The organism is Pseudomonas alloputida, from assembly GCF_021283545.2.
Taxonomy (GTDB): Bacteria; Pseudomonadota; Gammaproteobacteria; order Pseudomonadales; family Pseudomonadaceae; genus Aquipseudomonas; species Aquipseudomonas alloputida.
The window spans coordinates 5,173,736-5,194,180 of the sequence record NZ_CP128540.1; the positions used below are offsets into that span (position 1 = coordinate 5,173,736).

The 20,445-nt window shown below is 64.2% G+C and carries 19 protein-coding genes and 1 pseudogene; 14 read left to right on the plus strand and 6 right to left on the minus strand.

Annotated elements, in window-relative coordinates; all coding sequences use genetic code 11:
* Positions 1-9: 9 nt before the first annotated feature.
* From LU682_RS24035 to LU682_RS24095, 13 genes are all read left to right on the plus strand, one after another.
* The gene (locus tag LU682_RS24035; RefSeq protein ID WP_003158639.1) at positions 10-420 is read left to right on the plus strand and encodes a TIGR03750 family conjugal transfer protein; all 411 of its coding nucleotides are present in this window, start codon (positions 10-12) and stop codon (positions 418-420) included.
* Entirely contained in the window at positions 417-1,106 is a 690-nt protein-coding gene (locus LU682_RS24040; protein ID WP_003158640.1) for a PFL_4703 family integrating conjugative element protein, read from the plus strand. Before LU682_RS24035 ends, LU682_RS24040 begins: the two co-directional genes overlap by 4 nt.
* Complete coding sequence (locus tag LU682_RS24045; protein WP_003158641.1) at positions 1,103-2,035, plus strand: TIGR03749 family integrating conjugative element protein; 933 nt, start codon at positions 1,103-1,105, stop codon at positions 2,033-2,035. The genes LU682_RS24040 and LU682_RS24045 overlap by 4 nt, the downstream gene beginning before the upstream one ends.
* A complete protein-coding gene (locus LU682_RS24050) occupies positions 2,025-3,443 on the plus strand; it encodes a TIGR03752 family integrating conjugative element protein (protein WP_003158643.1) in 1,419 nt (472 codons plus the stop codon). Before LU682_RS24045 ends, LU682_RS24050 begins: the two co-directional genes overlap by 11 nt.
* Entirely contained in the window at positions 3,424-3,864 is a 441-nt protein-coding gene (locus tag LU682_RS24055) for a TIGR03751 family conjugal transfer lipoprotein (protein ID WP_003158644.1), read from the plus strand. Before LU682_RS24050 ends, LU682_RS24055 begins: the two co-directional genes overlap by 20 nt.
* Positions 3,864-6,734, plus strand: coding sequence for a conjugative transfer ATPase (locus tag LU682_RS24060; protein WP_003158645.1), 2,871 nt, complete (start codon positions 3,864-3,866; stop codon positions 6,732-6,734). Before LU682_RS24055 ends, LU682_RS24060 begins: the two co-directional genes overlap by 1 nt.
* A gap of 15 nt (positions 6,735-6,749) precedes the next feature.
* Positions 6,750-7,502 (plus strand): DsbA family protein, encoded by a 753-nt coding sequence (locus LU682_RS24065; RefSeq protein ID WP_031299380.1) that lies wholly within the window; start codon positions 6,750-6,752, stop codon positions 7,500-7,502.
* Positions 7,503-7,688: 186 nt separating this feature from the next.
* On the plus strand, positions 7,689-8,183 hold the full coding sequence (gene radC / locus LU682_RS24070; protein WP_003158647.1) for a RadC family protein: 495 nt from the start codon (positions 7,689-7,691) through the stop codon (positions 8,181-8,183).
* 143 nt (positions 8,184-8,326) lie between these two features.
* Positions 8,327-8,773, plus strand: a complete 447-nt coding sequence (locus tag LU682_RS24075; RefSeq protein ID WP_003158648.1) for a TIGR03757 family integrating conjugative element protein — start codon at positions 8,327-8,329, stop codon at positions 8,771-8,773.
* Positions 8,770-9,717 carry a TIGR03756 family integrating conjugative element protein gene (locus LU682_RS24080; RefSeq protein WP_003158649.1) on the plus strand — a complete coding sequence of 316 codons (948 nt, stop codon included), beginning with the start codon at positions 8,770-8,772 and terminating at the stop codon, positions 9,715-9,717. The genes LU682_RS24075 and LU682_RS24080 overlap by 4 nt, the downstream gene beginning before the upstream one ends.
* Positions 9,718-9,727: 10 nt before the next feature.
* The gene (locus LU682_RS24085; protein ID WP_003158650.1) at positions 9,728-11,122 is read left to right on the plus strand and encodes an integrating conjugative element protein; all 1,395 of its coding nucleotides are present in this window, start codon (positions 9,728-9,730) and stop codon (positions 11,120-11,122) included.
* Positions 11,119-11,478 carry a hypothetical protein gene (locus LU682_RS24090; RefSeq protein WP_003158651.1) on the plus strand — a complete coding sequence of 120 codons (360 nt, stop codon included), beginning with the start codon at positions 11,119-11,121 and terminating at the stop codon, positions 11,476-11,478. The genes LU682_RS24085 and LU682_RS24090 overlap by 4 nt, the downstream gene beginning before the upstream one ends.
* Positions 11,479-11,493: 15 nt before the next feature.
* Complete coding sequence (locus tag LU682_RS24095) at positions 11,494-13,017, plus strand: conjugal transfer protein TraG N-terminal domain-containing protein (RefSeq protein WP_003158652.1); 1,524 nt, start codon at positions 11,494-11,496, stop codon at positions 13,015-13,017.
* 6 nt (positions 13,018-13,023) lie between these two features.
* Here LU682_RS24095 and LU682_RS24100 read toward each other — a convergent pair whose 3' ends face one another.
* Genes LU682_RS24100 through LU682_RS24110 form a run of 3 tightly spaced genes read right to left on the minus strand, consistent with a single transcriptional unit; the run spans position 13,024 to position 14,189 of the window.
* Positions 13,024-13,386: a DUF3742 family protein gene (locus tag LU682_RS24100; protein WP_003158653.1), complete on the minus strand. Its 363-nt coding sequence runs from the start codon at positions 13,384-13,386 to the stop codon at positions 13,024-13,026.
* A gap of 27 nt (positions 13,387-13,413) precedes the next feature.
* Positions 13,414-13,872, minus strand: a complete 459-nt coding sequence (locus tag LU682_RS24105) for a type II toxin-antitoxin system YhaV family toxin (protein ID WP_003158654.1) — start codon at positions 13,870-13,872, stop codon at positions 13,414-13,416.
* Positions 13,872-14,189, minus strand: coding sequence for a type II toxin-antitoxin system PrlF family antitoxin (locus LU682_RS24110; protein ID WP_003158655.1), 318 nt, complete (start codon positions 14,187-14,189; stop codon positions 13,872-13,874). The genes LU682_RS24105 and LU682_RS24110 overlap by 1 nt, the downstream gene beginning before the upstream one ends.
* A 311-nt stretch (positions 14,190-14,500) precedes the next feature.
* Here LU682_RS24110 and mobH point away from each other — a divergent pair, with 311 nt between their 5' ends.
* Entirely contained in the window at positions 14,501-16,363 is a 1,863-nt protein-coding gene (gene mobH, locus LU682_RS24115) for a MobH family relaxase (protein ID WP_003158656.1), read from the plus strand.
* 10 nt (positions 16,364-16,373) lie between these two features.
* On the opposite strand, the gene LU682_RS24120 is transcribed toward mobH, so the two are convergent.
* The 3 genes and pseudogenes from LU682_RS24120 to LU682_RS24130 form a co-directional block, all read right to left on the minus strand.
* Positions 16,374-17,240, minus strand: a complete 867-nt coding sequence (locus LU682_RS24120; RefSeq protein ID WP_023465076.1) for a DUF2130 domain-containing protein — start codon at positions 17,238-17,240, stop codon at positions 16,374-16,376.
* Positions 17,141-17,380, minus strand: a pseudogene (locus LU682_RS24125) (Tn3 family transposase); the annotation flags it as partial. The gene LU682_RS24120 and the pseudogene LU682_RS24125, both read right to left, overlap by 100 nt.
* A 143-nt stretch (positions 17,381-17,523) precedes the next feature.
* On the minus strand, positions 17,524-20,439 hold the full coding sequence (locus LU682_RS24130) for a Tn3-like element IS1071 family transposase (protein WP_003158660.1): 2,916 nt from the start codon (positions 20,437-20,439) through the stop codon (positions 17,524-17,526).
* Positions 20,440-20,445: the final 6 nt, after the last annotated feature.

The window sequence follows — 20,445 nt, forward strand, 5'->3', positions numbered from 1 at the left end:
GAGGCCGGTATGTCCGAGCAGCAGCACGTCCGTGCTGACGGGACGGTCACGTTCCTTCCGCACCGGCTCAACCGCCATCCCGTTGTCGTGCGCGGCCTCACCGCCGACGAGCTGTGGATCTGCTGCGGCCTGTCCGGTGCCGCCGGCCTGCTGGTCGGTGCGCCGCTGTCCTGGGTGTTCCGCACGATCGCGCTCGCGCCCACGTTCGTCGTGCTGGGCGTGGCCTTCGGCGTGTTCATCGGGGGCGGCATCCTGCGTCGCCTCAAGCGTGGGCGTCCCGACACCTGGCTGTATCGGCAACTCCAGTGGCGCATCGCCACGCGCTATCCGCTGGTGGCGGGCTGGGTGGGCGGCCATGTGCTGATCTCACGCTCCGGCTTCTGGACCACCCGAAGGTCTGCTGCAAGGGGGGCACGATGAGCCGCTTCAAGAACGAGATCACCCATCTGCAGGCGCACATCAAGACGCTTCGCCTGGGTGCTGGCGCGCTGGTCATCGTCGCCCTGGTGATGGGCGGCGGCTGGTGGAGCGCTCCGCGCGACCTGACCATCCACGTCCCGCCTGATCTGCGCTCCGGCAGTACCCGCAAGTGGTGGGAAGTGCCGCCCGAATCGGTCTATGCGTTCACGTTCTACGTGTTTCAGACCCTCCACCGTTGGCCCACGAATGGCGAAGAGGACTACGCACGCAACCTTCACACACTCTCGCCGTATCTCACGCCGTCCTGCCAGGCTTTCCTGCGAGCCGACTACGACTACCGCCGCAGCACGGGTGAGTTGCGCCAGCGCGTGCGCGGCATCTACGAAATCCCGGGCCGTGGCTACGGCGACGACCCTACGACGCGCGTGCGCGTGGTCTCCGACCGCGACTGGGTGGTGACACTGGACATCAGCGCCGACGAGTACTACGGCGCGGAACAGGTCAAGCGCGCCCTGGTGCGCTACCCCATCAAGGTCACGCGCGTGGACATCGATCCCGCCCGCAACCCGTTCGGCCTGGTACTCGACTGCTACGAAGGGGCGCCGCAGCGCATCGGCGCCCCGGAGCCGACGCGCCCGGCGCCCGGTGGTTTGGCTCCGCAAGCGCCCCAAGGAGAAACCCCATGAAGCATCCTGTACTCGCACTGCTGGGGCTGCTGGTCGTAGTCGCAGCACCTGTCGCCCATGCGGTGGAGATCCTGCGCTGGGAACGTCTGCCGCTGGCCGTGCCGTTGCGTGTCGGCCAGGAGCGCATCGTGTTCATCGACAGGAACGTCCGCGTGGGCGTGCCTGCCGGCGTGGGCGAACGTCTGCGCGTGCAGAGCGCGGGCGGTGCGGTGTACCTGCGCGCCAGTGCGCCGATCGAACCAACACGGCTGCAACTGCAGGACGCCGACACGGGCGCATTGATCCTGCTGGACATCGCCGCCGAGCCGGCCAAGGACGGCGAAGCCGAGCTGGAGCCGGTGCGCATCGTCGAGGGCAACAGCACCCCGGCGCGCTATGGCGATCAGCCGGAGGGTGCCGACGCGCCCCCGGCGCACACCCAGAATCAGGCAGGCGCGCGGACGGCGCGGCGCGAAACCCCGGTCTCGGTCGCGCTGACGCGCTTCGCCGCGCAGAACCTCTATGCGCCGCTGCGTACGGTCGAGGCGCTGCCGGGTGTCATGCGGGTCAATCTGCGCCGCGACATGGACCTGACCACGCTGATGCCGACGCTGCCGGTGCGCGCGGTCGCGCTCGCGTCGTGGCGGCTGGAAGACCAGTGGGTCACCGCCGTGCGTCTCACCAACGGCAGCAGCGGCTGGATCACCCTCGACCCGCGTGTGCTGCAAGGCGATTTCCTCACGGCCAGCTTCCAGCACGAGGCGCTGGGTCCACGCGGAACGCCCGAGGACACCACCGTTCTGTACCTGGTGACGCGCGGGCGTGGCCTCGCGCAGTCGCTGCTGCCCGCTATCCACCGCTTCGACCCGGCTGCGCATCTGCCGCAGCCGCAAATCGAGACACGGGACAACGAGGCCGCGGATGGCAAGGAGACTCGCCATGCGCAGTAACGGACTCCTGAAGTGGCTGATGATCCCCGTGGCCCTGTTGGTGCTGTTCGTCGCCATCCGGCTGTTCTCCGGTGGGAGCACGTCGACACAGCCCGCAGCCGATGCCGGCGCCCAGCTCACGCCCGAGGAGATGAAGGCGCTGGGCATCGAGGGCGATACCCCCCGCGATACCGTGGCGACCCTGGTGGCGCAGGTGAAGCAATTGCGCACCGAGCTTCAGACCACGCTCTTGGACAACAAGTCTCAGCGCGAAGAGAACCAGCGCCTGCGCCAGCGCGAGAACGCCATCGACCAGCGCATCAATTCGGCGCTGGAGACCGAGCGCTCCAACCTGCGCCGCGACCAGCAGCAGGCAGCCAGCGAGCGCCAGCAGACCGAGGGACTGCTCGCCGACCTGCAGCGGCGCCTGGAAGGCATCGGCGGGCGCGGCGGCGGCCACGCCGATCTACCCGTGGGCCTGGGGCTGCGTAACGGCGACGAGGCAGGCATGGAAGGCGGCGTGCGCTGGGTCGAGCCGGACGACGCGAAGCCCACTGATGGGCGTAACGGCAGTCGTGGCACGGGTGGCGGCATGAGCTTTCCGACGAGCTTCGGCCCCGCGCAGAGCACGCTGGAAACCACGGCACAAACCGTGGCGAACGCGGGCGCCCGCGCCGCAGGCGTCAAGAGCGCCAAGCCGGTCTATACGGTGCCGACCAACTCGACGCTGATGGGATCGGTGGCAATGACGGCGCTGATCGGCCGCGTGCCGATCGACGGTACGGTCAACGATCCGTATCCGTTCAAAGTCCTGGTCGGTCCCGACAACCTCACGGCAAACGGAATTGACATTCCCGACGTGGCGGGCGCCGTGTTTTCCGGCACGGCCTCGGGTGACTGGACGCTCTCTTGCGTGCGCGGCCAGGTGCGCAGCATCACCTTTGTGTTCCATGACGGGACCATTCGGACGATTCCCGAAGACCGCGAGGGCAACCAGCAGAACAACCAGCAGCGCGACGGCCTGGGCTGGATCAGCGACCCCTATGGCATTCCCTGCGTCAGCGGAGAGCGGCGCAGCAACGCCCAGCAGTACCTCGGCTCACAGGCGCTGATCACCGCGGCGGGTGCCGGCGTCGCCTCGCTCATCGACAGCGACAGCGGTCAGATGTCCTACGTGGGCGCCGATGGCTCCATCGGAAGCGTCGGCATCTCGGGCAACGAAGCCGTGGGCCGCATCCTGGCCGGCGGCGTTCGGGACATGGCCGATTGGGTGAACAAGTTGTACGGCCAGGCCTTCGCCGCCGTCTATGTCCAACCCGGCGCAAAGGTCGCCGTCCACCTCGAAAAGCCGCTCGCCATCGATTTCGATCCCGAAGGTCGCAAGGTCGATCACCGTGCAGGAGAAAGCCATGCTCTCGAACTTGAATAAGGGCCTGGCGCTGGCCCTTGCCGTCGCGGTGCTCGGCGGCTGCGCCACCAGCAAGGAAAAGCTGCTGCCCCACGGCGACAGCACGATGATGGACATCTGGCAGCAGAACGCCGGTGACGGCGGCGGTGGCGCCGGCCAGGTGGCACGCAGGCAATTGCTCGACGCGCGCCAGAGCCTGCGCCGGCCGCTGACCGAGATGGATGTACAGGCCGCGCCCGCCGAGCAGATGCGCTACACGCGCACAGCGCGCAACGAGGTCTATCGCCAGTTCCAGCGCCTGCCGAATCCCGACCTGGTGATGTACGTGTACCCGCACCTGGCAGGCACGGACCCGGTGCCCGTGCCGGGCTATACGACGGTTTTTCCCTTGTACCAGCGCGTGCAGTACGCCATGCCCGGCGAGCGCGTGGAGGACTACTGATGCGCTGGAAACTCCCCTGGCCGAAGCTGACTGCATCCGACGCAGACGATGACGAGCAGCCGGACGGCTGGCAGCGCCACGTCGAGGCCCTGCGTCAGGCCGGCATCCCCGAACCCGGCACGGCGGTCCATGGCCACAGGCCGGCGACCGTGGCCGACGAGCAGGCGCTGTACGACGTTGCGCCGTCGTTCGCGGAATTCCTGCCCTGGGTGGAGTTCCTGCCCCAGTCGAAGTCGATGCTGCTGGAAGACGGGCAATCGGTCGCGGCGTTCTACGAGCTGGTGCCGCTGGGCACCGAGGGCCGGGAACCCGGCTGGCTCGCGCATGCCCGCGACGCCTTGGAGAACGCGCTCCAGGACTCGTTCGATGAACTGGACGAGAACCCCTGGGTACTCCAGCTCTACGCCCAGGACGAACCCAGCTTCGACCAGTACATGCAGACCCTGCGCGACTACGTGCAGCCGCGCGCCCGCAATACGGCTTTCACCGAGTTCTACCTTCGCTTCTTCGGACACCACCTGCGCGCGGTAGCGAAGCCCGGCGGGCTGTTCGAGGACACGGTGGTCACACGGCTGCGCTGGCGCGGCCAGACGCGGCGCGTGCGCATGGTCGTCTATCGCCGGGCCACCGGGCAGGCGAACCGCCGCGGCCAGACGCCCGAGCAGATGCTGAACATCGTCTGCGATCGCTTGTGTGGCGGGCTGGCGAACGCCGGCATCCAGGCCCGGCGCATGGCCGCGGCCGACGTCCATGACTGGCTGCTGCGGTGGTTCAACCCGCGTCCCACGCTGCTCGGCCCTGGGATCGAGGACCGCGAACGCTTCTATGCGCTGGCACGCTACCCCGACGAGACAGAAGACGGCGAGATCGAGCTGGCGAGCGGGCGGGATTTCAGCCAGCGGCTTTTCTTCAGCCAGCCACGCTCGGACGCGGATCACGGCACCTGGCACTTCGACGGCATGCCGCATCGTGTGCTGGTCACTGACCGGCTGCGCATGCCGCCCGGCACGGGGCATTTGACTGGCGAAACCCGCAAAGGCGATGCGATCAATACGCTGTTCGATCAGATGCCCGAGGACACGACGATGTGTCTGACCATGGTGGCGACACCCCAGGACATCCTCGAATCGCACCTGAACCACCTGGCGAAGAAGGCAGTCGGCGAAACACTGGCATCGGAGCAGACGCTCAAGGATGTGCAGGAGGCCCGCTCGCTGATCGGCAGCGCGCACAAGCTGTACCGGGGAACACTGGCGTTCTATTTGCGCGGCCGGGATGAAGCCGAACTGGACCGGCGCGGCCTTGATCTGGCGAACGTGATGCTTAACGCCGGTTTGCAGCCCGTGCGCGAGGACGATGAAGTCGCGCCTTTGAACAGTTATCTGCGCTGGCTGCCGTGCTGCTACAACCCGAGCCAGGATCGACGGAACTGGTTCACCCAACTGATGTTCGCCCAGCACGTGGCGAACCTCTCACCGGCCTGGGGCCGCAGCCAGGGCACGGGCCATCCGGGCAATACGTTCTTCAATCGAGGCGGCGGGCCGATCACCTTTGACCCGCTCAACCGCCTGGATCGGCAGATGAACGCGCACCTGTTCCTGTTCGGCCCCACCGGCTCCGGCAAAAGCGCAACGCTCAACAACCTCTTGAACCAGGTCACGGCCATCTACCGGCCGCGCCTCTTCATCGTGGAAGCCGGCAACAGCTTCGGCTTGTTCAGCGATTTCGCCAAGCGCCTGGGCCTGACTGTGAACCGGGTCAAGCTGGCCCCCGGCTCGGGCATCAGCCTGGCGCCGTTCGCCGACGCGCGTCGGCTGATCGAAACGCCGAGCGACGTGCAGACGCTGGATGCCGATGTGCTGGACGAGGACATGCCACCCGATGCATCGGCCATGGAAGCGGACGAGCAGCGCGACGTACTCGGCGAGTTGGAAATCACCGCACGGCTGATGATCACCGGCGGCGAGGATAAAGAAGAGGCCCGGATGACGCGGGCCGATCGCTCGCTCATCCGCCAGTGCATCCTCGACGCCGCCGAGCATTGCGTGGCCGAGAAGCGCACGGTGCTCACGCGCGACGTGCGCAACGCGCTGCGCGAGCGCGGCCAGGACCCAACGCTGCCAGAGATGCGGCGCGTGCGGCTGCTGGAGATGGCAGATGCCATGGACATGTTCTGTCAAGGCACGGACGGCGAAATGTTCGACCGCGACGGTTCGCCGTGGCCCGAAGCCGACATCACCCTGGTCGATCTGGCGACCTATGCCCGCGAGGGCTACAACGCGCAGCTCTCCATTGCCTACATCAGCCTGATCAGCACGGTGAACAACATTGCCGAGCGCGATCAGTACCTGGGCCGCCCGATCATCAACGTCACCGACGAAGGACACATCATCACCAAGAACCCGCTGCTCGCCCCCTACGTGGTGAAGATCACCAAGATGTGGCGCAAGCTGGGGGCCTGGTTCTGGCTCGCCACACAAAACATCGACGACTTGCCGCGCGCTGCAGAGCCCATGCTCAACATGATCGAGTGGTGGATCTGCCTGTCGATGCCGCCCGATGAGGTGGAGAAGATCGCGCGGTTCCGCGAACTCTCGCCTGCGCAGAAGGCGCTGATGCTTTCCGCGCGCAAGGAAGCAGGGAAGTTCACCGAGGGCGTCATCCTCTCCAAGAGCCTTGAAGTGCTGTTTCGGGCCGTGCCACCGAGCCTCTATCTCGCGCTCGCGCAGACCGAACCCGAGGAAAAAGCCGAGCGTTACCAGCTCATGCAGCAACACGGCATCAGTGAACTCGACGCGGCCTTCAAGGTGGCCGAGAAGATCGACCAGGCGCGTGGCATCGAGTCGCCAGCCTTGGGCCTGCCGCAATAGCAGCCGGAGAATGCCGTGAAACCGAAACGTCCTTCCATTCCTATGCCGGTACAGGCGCTCCGCCATCGGCGCTGGCCCTGGTTCGTGGCGATTGGACTGATCACACTGCTGTTGATCTGGCTCGTGTCCCGCGCACCCAGTGAACCCGCGTTGCAGGCTCCCGCGCAGGTCAGCACCGCGCAGGTGGCCGGGCCTCCCTGGCAGATGGGCAACGCGCAGGGCCGTTTCACGCTGACGCTCTATGCCGACCTCGAATGTCCGTTCTGCCGAGCGTACTTCCCGCAGCTCAAGCGCTGGGTGGGTGCCAACGCGGACGTAGCTCTGCAATGGCACCACCAGCCGCTGGCCGCGCACGAACCGGCCGCCTCCGCCGAGGCACGCCTGGCCGAGTGCGCCGCCGAAAGTGGCGGGCATGCTGCGTTCTGGCAGGCCATTGAATGGATCTATGCGCACACACGTAGCGACGGCTTGGGCTTGCCCGAGGGTCTGCGCTATCCCGGCCTCAACCCAGCCGTCGAGCAGTGTTTGGCCAGCGAGCGACCGGATAGGGTGATTCGCGCTCAGGCCGAGGAAGCCACCAAGGGCGGCGTGACCGCGACGCCTTCGATTCGTCTGCAGGATCGCCAAACCGATCAGGCAGTCGTGTTGCAGGGGCCGATCGAAGGCGATGCACTGCTGTCGGCCATGGACATGCTGGTGGCTGAGGATGCCGCCGCTCCACCGACCACCGAAATGCCTGCCGACGTTGTCGGCGACATGCCCAGGTAGCCTGCGGTCTTTGAGGCTACGGCGCAGCACGCTGCGCTGACCGTCACCCGTTCGCCTCGCATCCTGGGCGCGAACGATCACCGCAGCAGCGGTGATGGATGCACCTTGTTCCGTTGTTCCATTCCCTGGAGGGCCTGCCCTCCAGGGGCATGTGCGCTCTCCGATTTCCCTGCCTGGAGGTTCGCCATGTCTGTCGTCATCAATGACTCCTGCCTGGAGTCGCTTTCCGATATTTCTATTCAGAACGAGGACTGGATCGTTCAGCAAGCCATCGTGTTGCTGGAGCGGCGGGTTTTCAAAGCAGGGCCACGTCTTGAGCGGCCCGCAGCGGTCAGGGACTACCTTCGTTTGAAGCTGGTCGCCGAGCCCAACGAAATATTCGTCGTCGTGTTCATGAACAGCATGCACGCCGTGCTGGCCGTGGAGCCGATGTTCCATGGAACGATCAATGCGACCTCGGTTTATCCACGTGTCGTGCTGCAGCGAGCGTTGCAACTGAACGCCGCTGCGGTCATCTTCGCGCATCAGCACCCCTCGGGCACCACCGAGCCATCCAATGCGGATCGGTTGCTGACCGAGCAGTTGAAGACGGCCTTGGCGCTTATCGACGTGCGGGTACTCGACCATTTCGTGATTGGTCAAGGCGCACCGTACTCGTTCGCCGAGTCTGGTCTTTTGTAATCACAGCGGAGGCTTCGGCCTCCGCTTTTTCCATGCGACAGCACCGAAAAGGTATGCGGGGTGCCCGCGATGCGCATTGTTTGTTGGGGCGGCAGCGGGTTCGCGTTCGACTATGGCTCTGATCAACTTCCAGGGCACGCGACATGCCAGCATCTTTATTCCGCTTCGCATCCGGCTGGCGAACCCTTGGCCTGGCCGTTGCACTGCCGGCATCCTTGGCCGTTTTCAGCCCAGCCACCTTCGCCGCCGATGTGGTGGTCGTCACCGACAGCCGCCACCCGGTCAAGACTATGGGTGGAGAGCGGCTGATCGAGCTGGATGAAGGCCAGCGCATCGAAGCCGAGCTTTCCGCACAGCTGCCCGCCGATCCCGAGCAGGCCACGGCCATCGTCAAGCGCCGCCTGAACAACGGCGGTGCCGGCCTCCAGCGCCGCATCGCTTCCGCATACCAGGGCGTCGCCGACGCCTGGAGCCTGGGCGTCACCAGCATTCCGGCAGTCGTGGTGGATCAGCGTTACGTGGTCTATGGCGAGCCGGACGTGGCCCGTGCCGTCGCGCGCGTTGCGCAACACCGGAGGCCGCAGCCATGACCCGCCCCTTCGAGCGGATGCGCCTCCTGCGTGCTGGCGTGGCCTCAGTGCTGCTGCTCAGCGCCACGGGCAGCTACGCCCTCAACACCGCAACCATCGTTGGCTCAGTGGCATCGCCAGACTGCCTCGAATACCGCGTCGTCGGCATCTGCTACTGGCTCTACTGCACCTGGACGGGCTGCACGGTGCGCACGTCCATCAAAGTTCGCCACTACATCCCGGATGCGGTCGTCTCCAGCTACAGCAACACCGGCGAGAACCCCTGGGTCGAAGTTCGTCCGATGAGCACGCCCAACCCTTCGGCCCAGGCCGGCGGAGACGGCACCACCAACGAAGACCACGAGAACAATCTCGCCAAGTTCAAGAACGCGGACGTCATCGGCCACCCCGGCGTCGAGGTGTTCAACCAGTTCGTCTCATCGTCGGGCTACTTCTGCGAGGGTGCGGGTACGGCGTTCATGCCATACCTGCTCAGCACCCTGGACACGCTGGCCTGGCGCTACAACGTGCCCGAGATGGCCTACCCGGAGGCGCTGATTCCGGGCAGGCGCGAGGTCGGCGCGCGCACCACGCTGAACCTGTGGGGCAACGTGTATCCGCGCGGCGGCTTCCTGCACCAGGCCGACGACCACAAGGCTGGCGCCGTGGTGGCCCAGCGCGCCGGCGATGTCGTCACGCGCCGCGGGCAGATCCACGTCTACCAGCCGCTGCTCGCGAACTCGCGGCCCGGCTACTGGCCTGCCGGCGCGCTGATGGAAGGCGATGCCTCGACCGGCAAGTGGCAGGAACTCACGCCCGTCCTGTCCTCGTCCTGCACGGTCTTCCCGCGCAGCGGCTTCCTGACCCAGGCCCAGCAAGGCGACTACGCCTGGGCGCTGTGGCGGCCTTATTCGTGCTGCGAACGCCGGGGCCAGGTGTTCCTCGGCAGCGTCGATTTCCAATGAGGGTACGGCGATGAAGCGTCCTGAACTGATGAACCTCTCCACCAAGGCATGCCGCCTGCTGCGCCCCACAGTGCTGGCCGGCGCGCTCGCCCTGGGCTGCGGCCTCGCGTGGGCGCAGGCTGGCTTCCAGACCAGCGGCCCCGTCATCGGCGATGAAGTCATGTACTCGATCGGCGGCGGCAGCGCGGTATCCATGGGCCGCGCCGCCGGCATGCGCTCGATCGGGGTCGGCGTGGGCTGGAACAGCAATCTCATCTGCGGCGACATGAGCATCCAGACCACGCTGCGCAACCAGCTCAACGGCATCACGAACGGCTTCCAGCAGATCATGAGCAACGTGATCCAGAGCGCCACGAGCGCCGTGGCATCCCTGCCTGCGCTGATCATCCAGCGCGCCGATCCCGGTCTGTACAACCTGCTGACCAACGGCGTGCTGCAGGCGCGGCTGGATTTCGACCGCTCGAAGCTGACGTGCCGCGCCATGGCCGAGAGGATGGCCGACACGGCGGGCGGCCAGTTGGGCTGGAGTCAGATGGCCGAAGGCATGGCGTTGCGCGATGCGGTGTCGAGCACGGATGCCGTGTCGGCGATCGAGCAGGCCGAAACGCGCCGTGGCAACGATGGCGTGCCCTGGGTCGGCGGCAGCAATGCCGGTGGCGCGGGCCAGCCCGCCGTCCGGGTGGTCGGCGACGTGACCCGCGCGGGTTACAACCTCGTCAACGGCCGCGGCGTGACTGACACGTCCTCCATCGCGCCCACCAGTTGCGCAAGCCTGTCCTGCCAGACCTGGACGTCGCCGCAGCAGGCCACCGAATGGGCGACACGGGTGCTTGGGGAACAGGTGCAGCGCACCTGCGATGCCTGCACCAAGACCGAGACGGTGCCCGGCGTCGGACTGACGCCGCTGATCCAGGAGGAGTACGAGGAGAAACTGGAAGCCCTGCAGGAACTGGTCTCGGGGACGCGCAACACGACGTTCGAGCACTTGCGTGCGGCCGGCAGCACCTCGCTGCCCATTACGCGGGGCGTGATCGAGGCGCTGCGTGACGAGCCGGACAAGGAGCTGCTGGCGCGGCGCCTGGCATCGGAGGTCGCGCTGTCGTCGGTGTTGGAGAAAGCGTTGCTGCTCCAGCGCACGCTGCTGACCGGCAAGAAGGAACCCAACGTGGCGGCGAACCAGCTGGCGGTCGCGGCGGTGAACCACGAAAGCGACACGCTCGACCAGGAGATCCGCAACCTTAAGACCGAACTGGAACTGCGCCGCGAGCTGGCCAACAACTCGCCGATGGCCATCATCCAGCGCCACGGCACGCGCGCGGCCGGCTCGCGCGGCATCTACGAAGGCGACCCGGTGCCCGACCGCCTCGACCAGTTGCAGAAGGGCAACCCAGGGAGCCGGCCATGAGCACGACCTCGTGGCGCCCGCGCTGGCTGTTCAGCCGGCGCGTGGGGCAGGCACTGCTGTGGGCGGTGATGCTCGTCGCCGCGGCCGTGGGCGCCAACATCGTCGGTATCTACCTCGTCGGCAGCGTTGCTGGATGGGAGCAGTGGCTGGTGGCTGCCGCGGGCTACTTCCTGGTGTGGCGGTTGTGCCTGTATGGGGCGACGGCCTATGGCTGGGTCTGGATGCGCCGCCGGCTGCTGGCACGCGAGGAACAAAACGGGACAGATGGGCAGGCACGGCGCCGCCTGGTGCGCAGCGAGATCGCCGGCGTCTTCGCCATCGTGGTGCTGGAAGCCAGCCTGCTGATGCAGGGCTGAAGGGAGATTCGGGCCATGACGCTTTTCACGACCGACTACCTGGAGTACTACCTGACCCTCGTGTCCTGGATCGTCCATAACGGCATCTGGGCGGTGCTGGTCTCCAGCGGTGTCTTCGCGCTGCCGTTCGTTGCGATCATCGTGCAGGAATGGTTGAAGGCCCGCTCGGAGGGAGCCGACGAAGGCAACAAGGGTGTGCTCTCGGCTGCGCGCATCGAGAACCGGGTGTTCGTCGCCATCGTGGTGGTGATGTTTGCGGGCATCCCGTTCATCGACGTGGATCTCAACACCATCCAGTACGACAGCTCGCGCTCGGCCCAGTGCCAGGTCAGCGTGCCGCAGCCCACGGATACCGGCTGGTCGCAGTCCTTCAGCACCATCAACAACCAGAGTGCCAAGGTGCCGGTCTGGTGGGGTTTCATGCACGCGCTCTCGCGCGCCGTCACGGGGGCCTCGGTGGCCGCAATCCCGTGCGGCACCGATCTGCGGCAGATGCGCATGGAGATCGACGCCACGCGCATCGACGATCCGGTGCTGGCTCAGGAGGTGGCGGATTTCTCGCGCGACTGCTACGGGCCGGCGCGCGCCAAGCTGTTCATGCAGCGCCCGAACCTCGATGAGACGCAGATGCACGACGTGACCTGGATCGGTTCGCACTTCTTCACGGACACGAGCGGCTACTACGACACCTACCGCTCCAGCACGCCGCGCGACGACTGGCCCTACGACAGCACCCGCGATGCGGGGCTTGCGCAAGTGGCCAGCGGTGGCGGCTACCCGAACTGCAGGCAGTGGTGGGCCGACGGCAGCAACGGCCTGCGTGCGCGGCTGCTGGGGCAGGTGGACCCGAGCCTGTTGAATCGCCTGGCGGGCTGGGCCGGATTCCTGAGCCGTGCCGAGGTGGACGATTCCGTGATCCGCGCGATTGCCTCGCCACGGCAGCAGAAGCTCAACCAGGGTTCGGTCTATACCGACTACGGCGGCCAGATCGACAAGACCTTGCCGAACATCGTGACGCGCGCGGCTGGCGACGTCGGGATGGCCGTGGGGGCGGTCGCCGCGTTCCCGGCGATGGACGTGGTGCGCCAGGCGCTGCCCATGGTGCTCGCGCTGCTCAAGATGGCGCTCGTGATCTGCATCCCGCTGGTGCTGGTCGTGGGCACCTATGACCTGAAGACGGTCGTCACCGTGAGCGTCGTGCAGTTCGCGCTGTTCTTCGTGGATTTCTGGTTCCAGCTCGCACGCTGGGTCGATTCAACGATCTTGGATGCGCTCTATGGCTGGGGGTTCGGCTGGAACCGGCCGCACACCAACTTCGACCCGTTGGTGGGGCTGAACAATGCCTTCGGCGACATGCTTCTGATGTTCGTCATGGGCACGATGTTCATCGTGCTGCCCACGTTCTGGATCATGGCCTTGGCTTGGGCGGGTGTTCGCGCCGGGAATGTCCTGCAAGGCCTCGCCGGGGCAACGGGGGACGCCAAGGCTGCCGGAGGCAAGGGCGGAGGCATTGCGATCAATGCCATCTCAAAAAAGTGAGCAGCGCTACTCGTCGTCCTCGATGTGCGGATCGATTCGGAAACCATCGTAGGTGTACAGACCGAATCCAGCAGGCCCGTTGCGCCATTCCGGCTCGGTCGGGTCGTCGTCCAGGCCCGCATTGCGCGCCACCCATGCAGCCACCACCGCGGCCACCAGCAGCAGCGCCAGCCAAGACGCGGTGTACAGCAGCACACCAAGTGCGACCAGCTTGACCACCCACAATCCCATAGCGGCACCAACGACCGGCACCCCCTTGGAGGCGAGCCAGTTCGACAACCGTCGCTCGCCACGCACATAAGTGCGCCATCCACGACCGACGGTGCGGCCGAGGCGCTCCGAGGTGCTGATTCGGGTCGTCGTGTTCATGGTCGTCTCCTGCTACGTGAGGAATGCCTACTCCAGTTTGCTCCAATCCTGCCTGCTTACCTGTACCAATGCGTTCCAGTCGTCTGGCGGATTTCCCCGCCCGAGCATCTTCTCGAACACTGCGTATGGATCTGACTTGCTGCCCGATGACCGCAAGGTCTGCTCGTCGTTGACCCAGGCATATACGATGACCTTCGCCTTCGAGTCGTACCGGAAGAACAGCCGGTACCGTCTTCCAAGTTTGGCCCGCCGCCAATGGCGATAAGCCGGCCCCATGGTGTTGCCCTGACGATATTCGTCGCGGGCTGGATCGCCCGGCACCACATCTTGCATCAACTGGACCAAGGCCCGGAAGAACTTGACGTTGGCGTTGGACCCGAAGCGCTCCGGGTCGCTCTCTTGCGCACGCAGCACAGCTGCGCGCAGTTTCATCATCTGCTCGATCAAGTTGTCGTGGAACAGCAGCGTCCAGCCATGCTGTTGCATCAAATTTCCACGTCCTCATCGAAATCGTCGGCCAGGCTCACCTTGTGGCCCGCATGCTCTAGCATCGTGCGAGCCAGATCCTTCGGCAACCCGCGAATGTTCCGGCCAGCCTCAATATCGCGGGCCAGAAGGGTCAGGAACGCGGCAATGGCGGGGTCTTCGTGCTCGGCATCAGCACGGGTCACGACGACTTCACTGCCACGCAGCTCGAACGCGAGCTTGCTGCCGGTATCGGCGCCAAGCGCCTGCCGGATTGACTTGGGTAGCGTGATCTGGCCTTTGGAGGTCAGCGTGGCAACTTCATGAATGGCAGGCATGGCGGTTCTCCTGGAGGCAATGCCTGCATTGTAAGGAAACTTCCTTACATCGTCAATGCGGTGGGGCCTCATGGCGTCCTCCCGAGTCCAAGAATCGGCCCATCGTAGGCTGGGAACAGCCCGCCTTCCCGCATCAATCCGGCCCCGCTGCAACCCGCATTGGTGGTGGACGATCAACGCCTGGCGCCCTATACCCAAAGGCTGTTAAGGGCCAAAAGGCCGAAAGGGGAAGGGAATGGAGTGCAAGGGGAAAGGCCCTACCTCGAAAAAGCAAAAAGGCCTCCCGGTCGGCCCGCCATCAGGACACCCTCATGCTCTCCCTGTTCCAGCGAAAACGGGCCTCGGTCGCTGCCGCTCCGTCGCCAACGCCAGCCACTGATCTTCCGAAAGGGCTGCTGCGGCCCGAGTCGGCCGCATCCCTACTGGCGATACCGCGCCGGCAAAAGCTGCTGGAACACATCTGGCAGCGCACATCGCTGTCGCGCAAGCAGTTCGCCATCCTCTATCGCGCTCCGCTGGAGTGCTACGCCGAGTTGGTCCAGCAGTTCCCTGCATCGGAGGCCCATCACCATGCGTACCCCGGCGGCATGCTCGACCATGGCCTGGAGATCGTCGCCTACAGCCTGAAGCTACGGCAGTCCCATCTGCTACCTATCGGCGCCAACCCCGAAGACCAAGCGGCGCAGTCCGAGGCCTGGACCGCCGCCGTCGCCTACGCTGCGCTGCTGCATGACATCGGCAAGATCGCCGTCGATCTGCATGTCGAACTGGCCGACGGCAGCACTTGGCACCCTTGGCACGGCCCGTTGCAGCAGCCGTACCGCTTCCGCTACCGCGATGATCGCGAGTACCGCCTGCACAGCGCCGCGACGGGATTGCTCCACCACCAACTGCTCGATCGCCAAATCCTGGACTGGCTCAGCGGCTACCCCGCGCTCTGGGGACCGCTGCTTTATGTTCTTGCCGGCCAATACGAACACGCTGGGGTGCTTGGCGAACTCGTCGTGCAGGCCGATCGCGCTTCGGTCGCCCTGGAACTGGGCGGCGATCCTGCCCGCGCCATGGTCGCGCCCAAGCACGCACTGCAACGCAAGCTGCTGGACGGGTTGCGTTACCTGCTCAAGGAGGAGCTGAAGCTGAACCAACCCGAGGCCTCCGATGGCTGGCTCACCGAAGACGGCTTGTGGCTGGTGAGCAAGACGGTCTCGGACAAGCTGCGCGCACACCTGCTGTCCCAGGGCATCGACGGCATCCCTGCGAACAACACCGCCGTGTTCAACGTGCTGCAGGATCACGGCATGTTGAAGCCCACGCCGGACGGGAAGGCAGTCTGGCGCGCGACCGTGATCAGCACGACGGGCTGGTCCCATTCATTCACCTTGTTGCGACTGGCGCCGGCGCTGATCTGGGAATCCGGCGAGCGGCCAGCACCTTTTGCCGGTACGGTGGCGATCGACGCGACGCTCGCAGAAAACGACGCCAGTGCGCCAGCTACCCCGCCTGCGGTCGTGATGAAGCCCGCCCAGGAAGACCAGGGGCCCCGACCTTGGGAAGGCGGCAGCGCCGCTGCCTTGGCTCCGCCGCCCACGGCCCACCAGGCCTTGCCCGACGCGCTGGAGGACATGCTCACGATGGTTGGCATGGGTGATTCGAGCGGCACCCAGCAAGATGCGGAAGTCGTTTCGAGCATGACGCCTGCCACGCGCCCCGAGGCGTCCATGCCAGCGATGGTCACGGTTTCACCGACGTCTATGCCCACGGCTGCGACATCGCCCTCAACGGCGCGGCCCTCCGGCGAGCACTTCATGACATGGCTGCAACAGGGCATCGCATCACGCCGGCTTATCATCAACGATGCGAAGGCGCTCGTGCATACGGTGAGCGATACCGCTTACCTGGTCAGCCCAGGCGTCTTCCAGCGCTATGCGCAGGAGCACCCACAGGTAGGCGCATTCGCCAAGCAGGAGAACCAGCAAGATTGGCGGTGGGTGCAAAAACGCTTCGAGCGGCTGCAACTGCATCGCAAACAAGCTAGCGGACTGAATATTTGGACTTGCGAAGTCACCGGGCCGCGAAAATCGCGCAAGCTACACGGCTACCTGCTTCTTCAGCCGCAATCGGTATTCGGTGACGTGCCACCAAACAATCCCTACTTGGCCGTGCTTCCGACGTGAATGACCAGACTCATTCAGCATCAGAAGATCCGCCGTCCTTGAGTTCGGCGAACTTCGCAGCCATTGTTGGGTTACCCCGAGTCAACTTCTTGATCGTCACGTCCTGCGCCTTGTCGTTCGCAAGTCGAAGATTCCTGTCGGTGCCAAGCAGGGCCTCCTTCGTCTTCTGTAGGTGGTCGATCGACTTGTCAATTTCATCGATTGCTGTCTGAAATCGCCTGGAGGCGAGGTCGTAGTTTTTCGCGAATGCGGTCTTGAACGTATCCAGCTGGGTCTCGAAGTTCGTGATATCGATGTTTTGCGCCTTCACGAGCGCCAGTTCCAATTTGTACTTGAGCGAATTCATCGCCGCATTTCGCAGCAGCGTGATGATGGGAATGAAAAATTGCGGCCGAACAATGTACATCTTCGGGTGGCGGTGGGACATATCAATGATCCCAGTGTTATATAACTCACTGTCCGGTTCGAGTAGAGAAACTAGCACCGCATACTCACAGCCCTTCTCGGTGCGATCCTTGTCGAGCTCCTTCAGGAAGTCTTCGTTCTTCTTCTTGGTGGCAGTTTCGTCATTCTCGTTCTTCATCTCGAACATGATCGAGACGATCTCGGTGCCAGCTTCATCGGAGTCGCGAAAGATGTAGTCTCCCTTGCTGCCGCTGCGCGCATCGTTGTCCTTCTCGAAATACGCCCTCGGAAATGCGGTGGCGCGAATTCGATTGAACTCGGTCTCGCAATGTTGCTCAAGGGGTCGCCTCAGAAAACGGAAAATAAAGCACGCTAAGCCGGTTGCAGCGGTCGTAGCGGCCTGAACTTGCCCGCGCCGATCTTGGCGCTGCTGCGCCAGAGGTAATCGCCGGTGAGGTTGATGTGCTCCCAACCGAGCGGCGACAGGTACTGCAACAGCGCGTCATCAACGGCATGGCCGTTGCCACGCAGCGCGTGCGCAGCCCGTTCCAGATAGACCGTGTTCCACAACACGACGGCAGCCGTTACCAGATTGAGGCCGCTAGCCCGGTAGGGGTCTCCTCGTTTTCAGTGCAATAAGTGACGGTACGAAAAGCTAGCACTGGCGCGGAGGTGGTGTTGGTAGATCGTTGATTTCATTGACTTTCCTGTTCACTTTCAAATCTGCGATTCGTGGCGTCAAACCGTGGTCGGTTTCATCCATTGGTGCCAGTTATCGATGCATTTGGCCGCGAAGGCAGGATTTGGTCAGCATAGCGGTCAACCGGGAAGCGAAACACACCCCGCAAGTTGATGCTCTCCAGCCTGGTGGGCGCAATCTTCCCGATCAGTTCCGGTGGAATGACCTGGCGGCGGTTCGACCAGCGATCCAGGACCGCCTGCATCTGTGAGGTATTCCACGCCATCACGATGTTGGCCATCAGGCTCAACGCATCGGCCACAGCCTGCATTTCATCGACACGTTTGGCCTGCGCCGGGCTGATCCGGCCGGTATAAATGGCGCGCTTGAGGGCGTTAACAGCCTCGCCCCGATTGAGCACCCGGCGCAACTCGTTCCTGAAAGCGTCCTTGACAAAGTAGTCAGCCAAAAACGCCGTACGCAGCAACCGCCCCAATTGCACGCCAGCCTCATAGATTGGATCGCCCTGGGCGGCAGAACCGAACCGCGCAAGAGCTGCCACCGCACTGGCATGTCCGCTCATGACCGAGGCTGCCAGGTGCACCAGACTATCCCAATGCTTTTCGATCAAAGCGACGTCGACATTGGCTTCGCACACCGCAGCGATTTCTGCGGGCACTTTGGTGCCGCGTGGCACAAAGAGGTGGCGCTGTTTGAGTTCCTTCAACCGCGGGCAAAGATCAAAACCAAGCAAACGGGCATGTGACATGGCAAAGTCGGTGTAGCCATGGGTATCCACAGCAAGCTGGCTGGTCTCCAGCTTTTCTTGGCGGATGACACCTTCAATGGCCACGCCCGCCTGGCGCTCATTGAGCACAAAGGGCTGCGCATGGAAGATGCCCCACCGGTCTTTTACATGGGAGTAGATTCCAATGGAAGGTGTGTTGCGCCGAGGATCAAGCCGGGCTTGCCACACCCGTTTGGTGGTCTCCATGGTCATCATGTCAGAAGATGCCAAATCGGACCGCCCCCAGGTGGCGGCAATCGGGTGTCGCTGCATGAATTCCAGCACAGCCTGGCAGGCCTGGCTCAGACGCCGTTCGTCCCGCGCCCAGCGCATGGCCTGGCGAATGCTGGTGGCAGACAATTGCGGAATCATGCGCGCGCATTCGACCGCAGTCAGACTGGTGCCGTGGGCCATGATGCCGGCATAGACCATCAGCAGCTCGTCGGTAGAGCGCGGCTCACGTCCGAGCATGATCCAGCTAAAGCGCACCTGGGCGTCAACGGCCAGAATCACTTCCGGCAATTGAACCTCACCGATGCGGTGATCCAAAGCCGCGCGCAGCTTGGTCACTTCTGGGTCTTCGTCCTCTGCGGGCAATGGCGACAAATGGAGTTCATCATCCACGCGCAGTACGCCACTGCGGGCTGCAGCGGCCACCGCATCGACACCGGCAGTTACTCTGGCCAGCAAAGGCTTCAAGAAAGTGGCAGCCTTGCTGGGTAACGATAGACGGGCATAGTGTTTCTTGGACTCTGCCTGCCAACGCTCGTCCGTGAAGAACAAGCGCGCACGACCCCGAAAGCTCAGGCTGTGCTCAATCCAGACCGAGCCATTGCGCACCGCGCGGCGCAGGGCAAACAGGGTGGCCACCTCCAACGCCTGAAACGCCCGTTCCCGGTCTGGGCTGGAGATCGAAACCTGCCAGATCATTCCCAGACTTGGTGCCACCACTTCAACTGGCAGCTTTCTGGATCCTTTGAGATATAAAGCTTGCAGCTTGGCAAGGTACTCGATGGCAGGATGCTCGCCGGTGGCCTGCCAGGGCAGCTTTGCAATGGCGACGAGCAACGACCGCACGGGGCGAATTCCATCAATCAATCCCTCGCGGACCAGGGAGGCCCTGCTCGGTGGTTTGCGTTTCTGGGTTTCGGTGATCAAGGCTTCAAGACGGGCACGCAACTCAGCATCTGGCACCGCACCTTGCGCGCTCAAGGCAACAAGTTCGCCGAGCAGCGTTTTGTACATTGCGGCCCAATTGACGGTAGCGGGGACATCGGCGGCAGCCTGACGCCACAGATCGGCGATCCGGCGCTGCACCATAAGGATCAACTGGTCTGTGGTGGTGAACAGGCAATACCGAAGAAAGCATGCGACCTCCACGGTGCGCGCTGGCTCTTTGATCTTGGCTCCGGCTGAGGGCGGCCTGGAGACAAGTCGGCGCGCGTAGCGGCGCAAGATGAGATCGGGGATGTCTGCCAGGTGCTTATGAACGTCCAGCGTGTAAAGCAGGTCGATGCGCTCCAGTACCTCGCTGATTTGGCGGGTTGAGTGTTTCGCCGGTGCAGCCCATAGCCAACTCTGCTGGGTTTGTCCATCTGGGCGCAGCTCTGAAACTGAGGCTCGCCAGCGATCAAGTGTTGCTGGATCAACGCTGGCGGCGATGGCGGTGCCTGTTTCAACTTCAAGCTGGGCAAGTGCCGCCGCAATCAGTGTCCGAATTGCCCGCTCGTGCACGATCACCAGCTTGTTCTTGTACAGCCATTGACGCGCCCGCACGAGTAGCTGATCGCGGTCGGCGCAGCGCGCCACTTCGTCGCGCAGTTCACGTACCAGTGAGCGGCGCTGGTGCTCGCTCATCCACTGGAATCCAAGGACCGTGCAGGCTACTTGTTGGTGATCGAATAGCGTGCGCCCGCGTTCATACATGGCTCTCAGCGAGGCGACTTCTGGTGCTGCAATGCCAAGCTCGTTGCCAAGGTGGCGCCACAAGGCTACTGGAATTACCCGAAAGGCACCGAGCAAACGCCCACTCATGCGCAGGAAACCAATATGGAGCGCCAGACCAAGCTTGTGGGAATCACCTCGGCGTGCATTGATTGCGTCGCGCTCGGCACCATCGAAGGTGAAAAATGCCTTCATCTCGAAGTCGCTGATATCGCGGGGGAGCCCACGCATCCCCAAAAACGTTGTGTGCCAACCCTGCATCGTGAA

Excerpts from the sequence above, each read along its gene's own strand:
- LU682_RS24035 (WP_003158639.1), top strand. The coding sequence starts at position 10 with ATGTCCGAGCAGCAGCACGTCCGTGCTGACGGGACGGTCACGTTCCTT.
- LU682_RS24040 (WP_003158640.1), top strand. The coding sequence starts at position 417 with ATGAGCCGCTTCAAGAACGAGATCACCCATCTGCAGGCGCACATCAAG.
- LU682_RS24045 (WP_003158641.1), top strand. The coding sequence starts at position 1,103 with ATGAAGCATCCTGTACTCGCACTGCTGGGGCTGCTGGTCGTAGTCGCA.
- LU682_RS24050 (WP_003158643.1), top strand. The coding sequence starts at position 2,025 with ATGCGCAGTAACGGACTCCTGAAGTGGCTGATGATCCCCGTGGCCCTG.
- LU682_RS24055 (WP_003158644.1), top strand. The coding sequence starts at position 3,424 with ATGCTCTCGAACTTGAATAAGGGCCTGGCGCTGGCCCTTGCCGTCGCG.
- LU682_RS24060 (WP_003158645.1), top strand. The coding sequence starts at position 3,864 with ATGCGCTGGAAACTCCCCTGGCCGAAGCTGACTGCATCCGACGCAGAC.
- radC (WP_003158647.1), top strand. The coding sequence starts at position 7,689 with ATGTCTGTCGTCATCAATGACTCCTGCCTGGAGTCGCTTTCCGATATT.
- LU682_RS24075 (WP_003158648.1), top strand. The coding sequence starts at position 8,327 with ATGCCAGCATCTTTATTCCGCTTCGCATCCGGCTGGCGAACCCTTGGC.
- LU682_RS24080 (WP_003158649.1), top strand. The coding sequence starts at position 8,770 with ATGACCCGCCCCTTCGAGCGGATGCGCCTCCTGCGTGCTGGCGTGGCC.
- LU682_RS24085 (WP_003158650.1), top strand. The coding sequence starts at position 9,728 with ATGAAGCGTCCTGAACTGATGAACCTCTCCACCAAGGCATGCCGCCTG.
- LU682_RS24090 (WP_003158651.1), top strand. The coding sequence starts at position 11,119 with ATGAGCACGACCTCGTGGCGCCCGCGCTGGCTGTTCAGCCGGCGCGTG.
- LU682_RS24095 (WP_003158652.1), top strand. The coding sequence starts at position 11,494 with ATGACGCTTTTCACGACCGACTACCTGGAGTACTACCTGACCCTCGTG.
- LU682_RS24100 (WP_003158653.1), bottom strand. The coding sequence starts at position 13,386 with ATGAACACGACGACCCGAATCAGCACCTCGGAGCGCCTCGGCCGCACC.
- LU682_RS24105 (WP_003158654.1), bottom strand. The coding sequence starts at position 13,872 with ATGCAACAGCATGGCTGGACGCTGCTGTTCCACGACAACTTGATCGAG.
- LU682_RS24110 (WP_003158655.1), bottom strand. The coding sequence starts at position 14,189 with ATGCCTGCCATTCATGAAGTTGCCACGCTGACCTCCAAAGGCCAGATC.
- mobH (WP_003158656.1), top strand. The coding sequence starts at position 14,501 with ATGCTCTCCCTGTTCCAGCGAAAACGGGCCTCGGTCGCTGCCGCTCCG.
- LU682_RS24130 (WP_003158660.1), bottom strand. The coding sequence starts at position 20,439 with ATGCAGGGTTGGCACACAACGTTTTTGGGGATGCGTGGGCTCCCCCGC.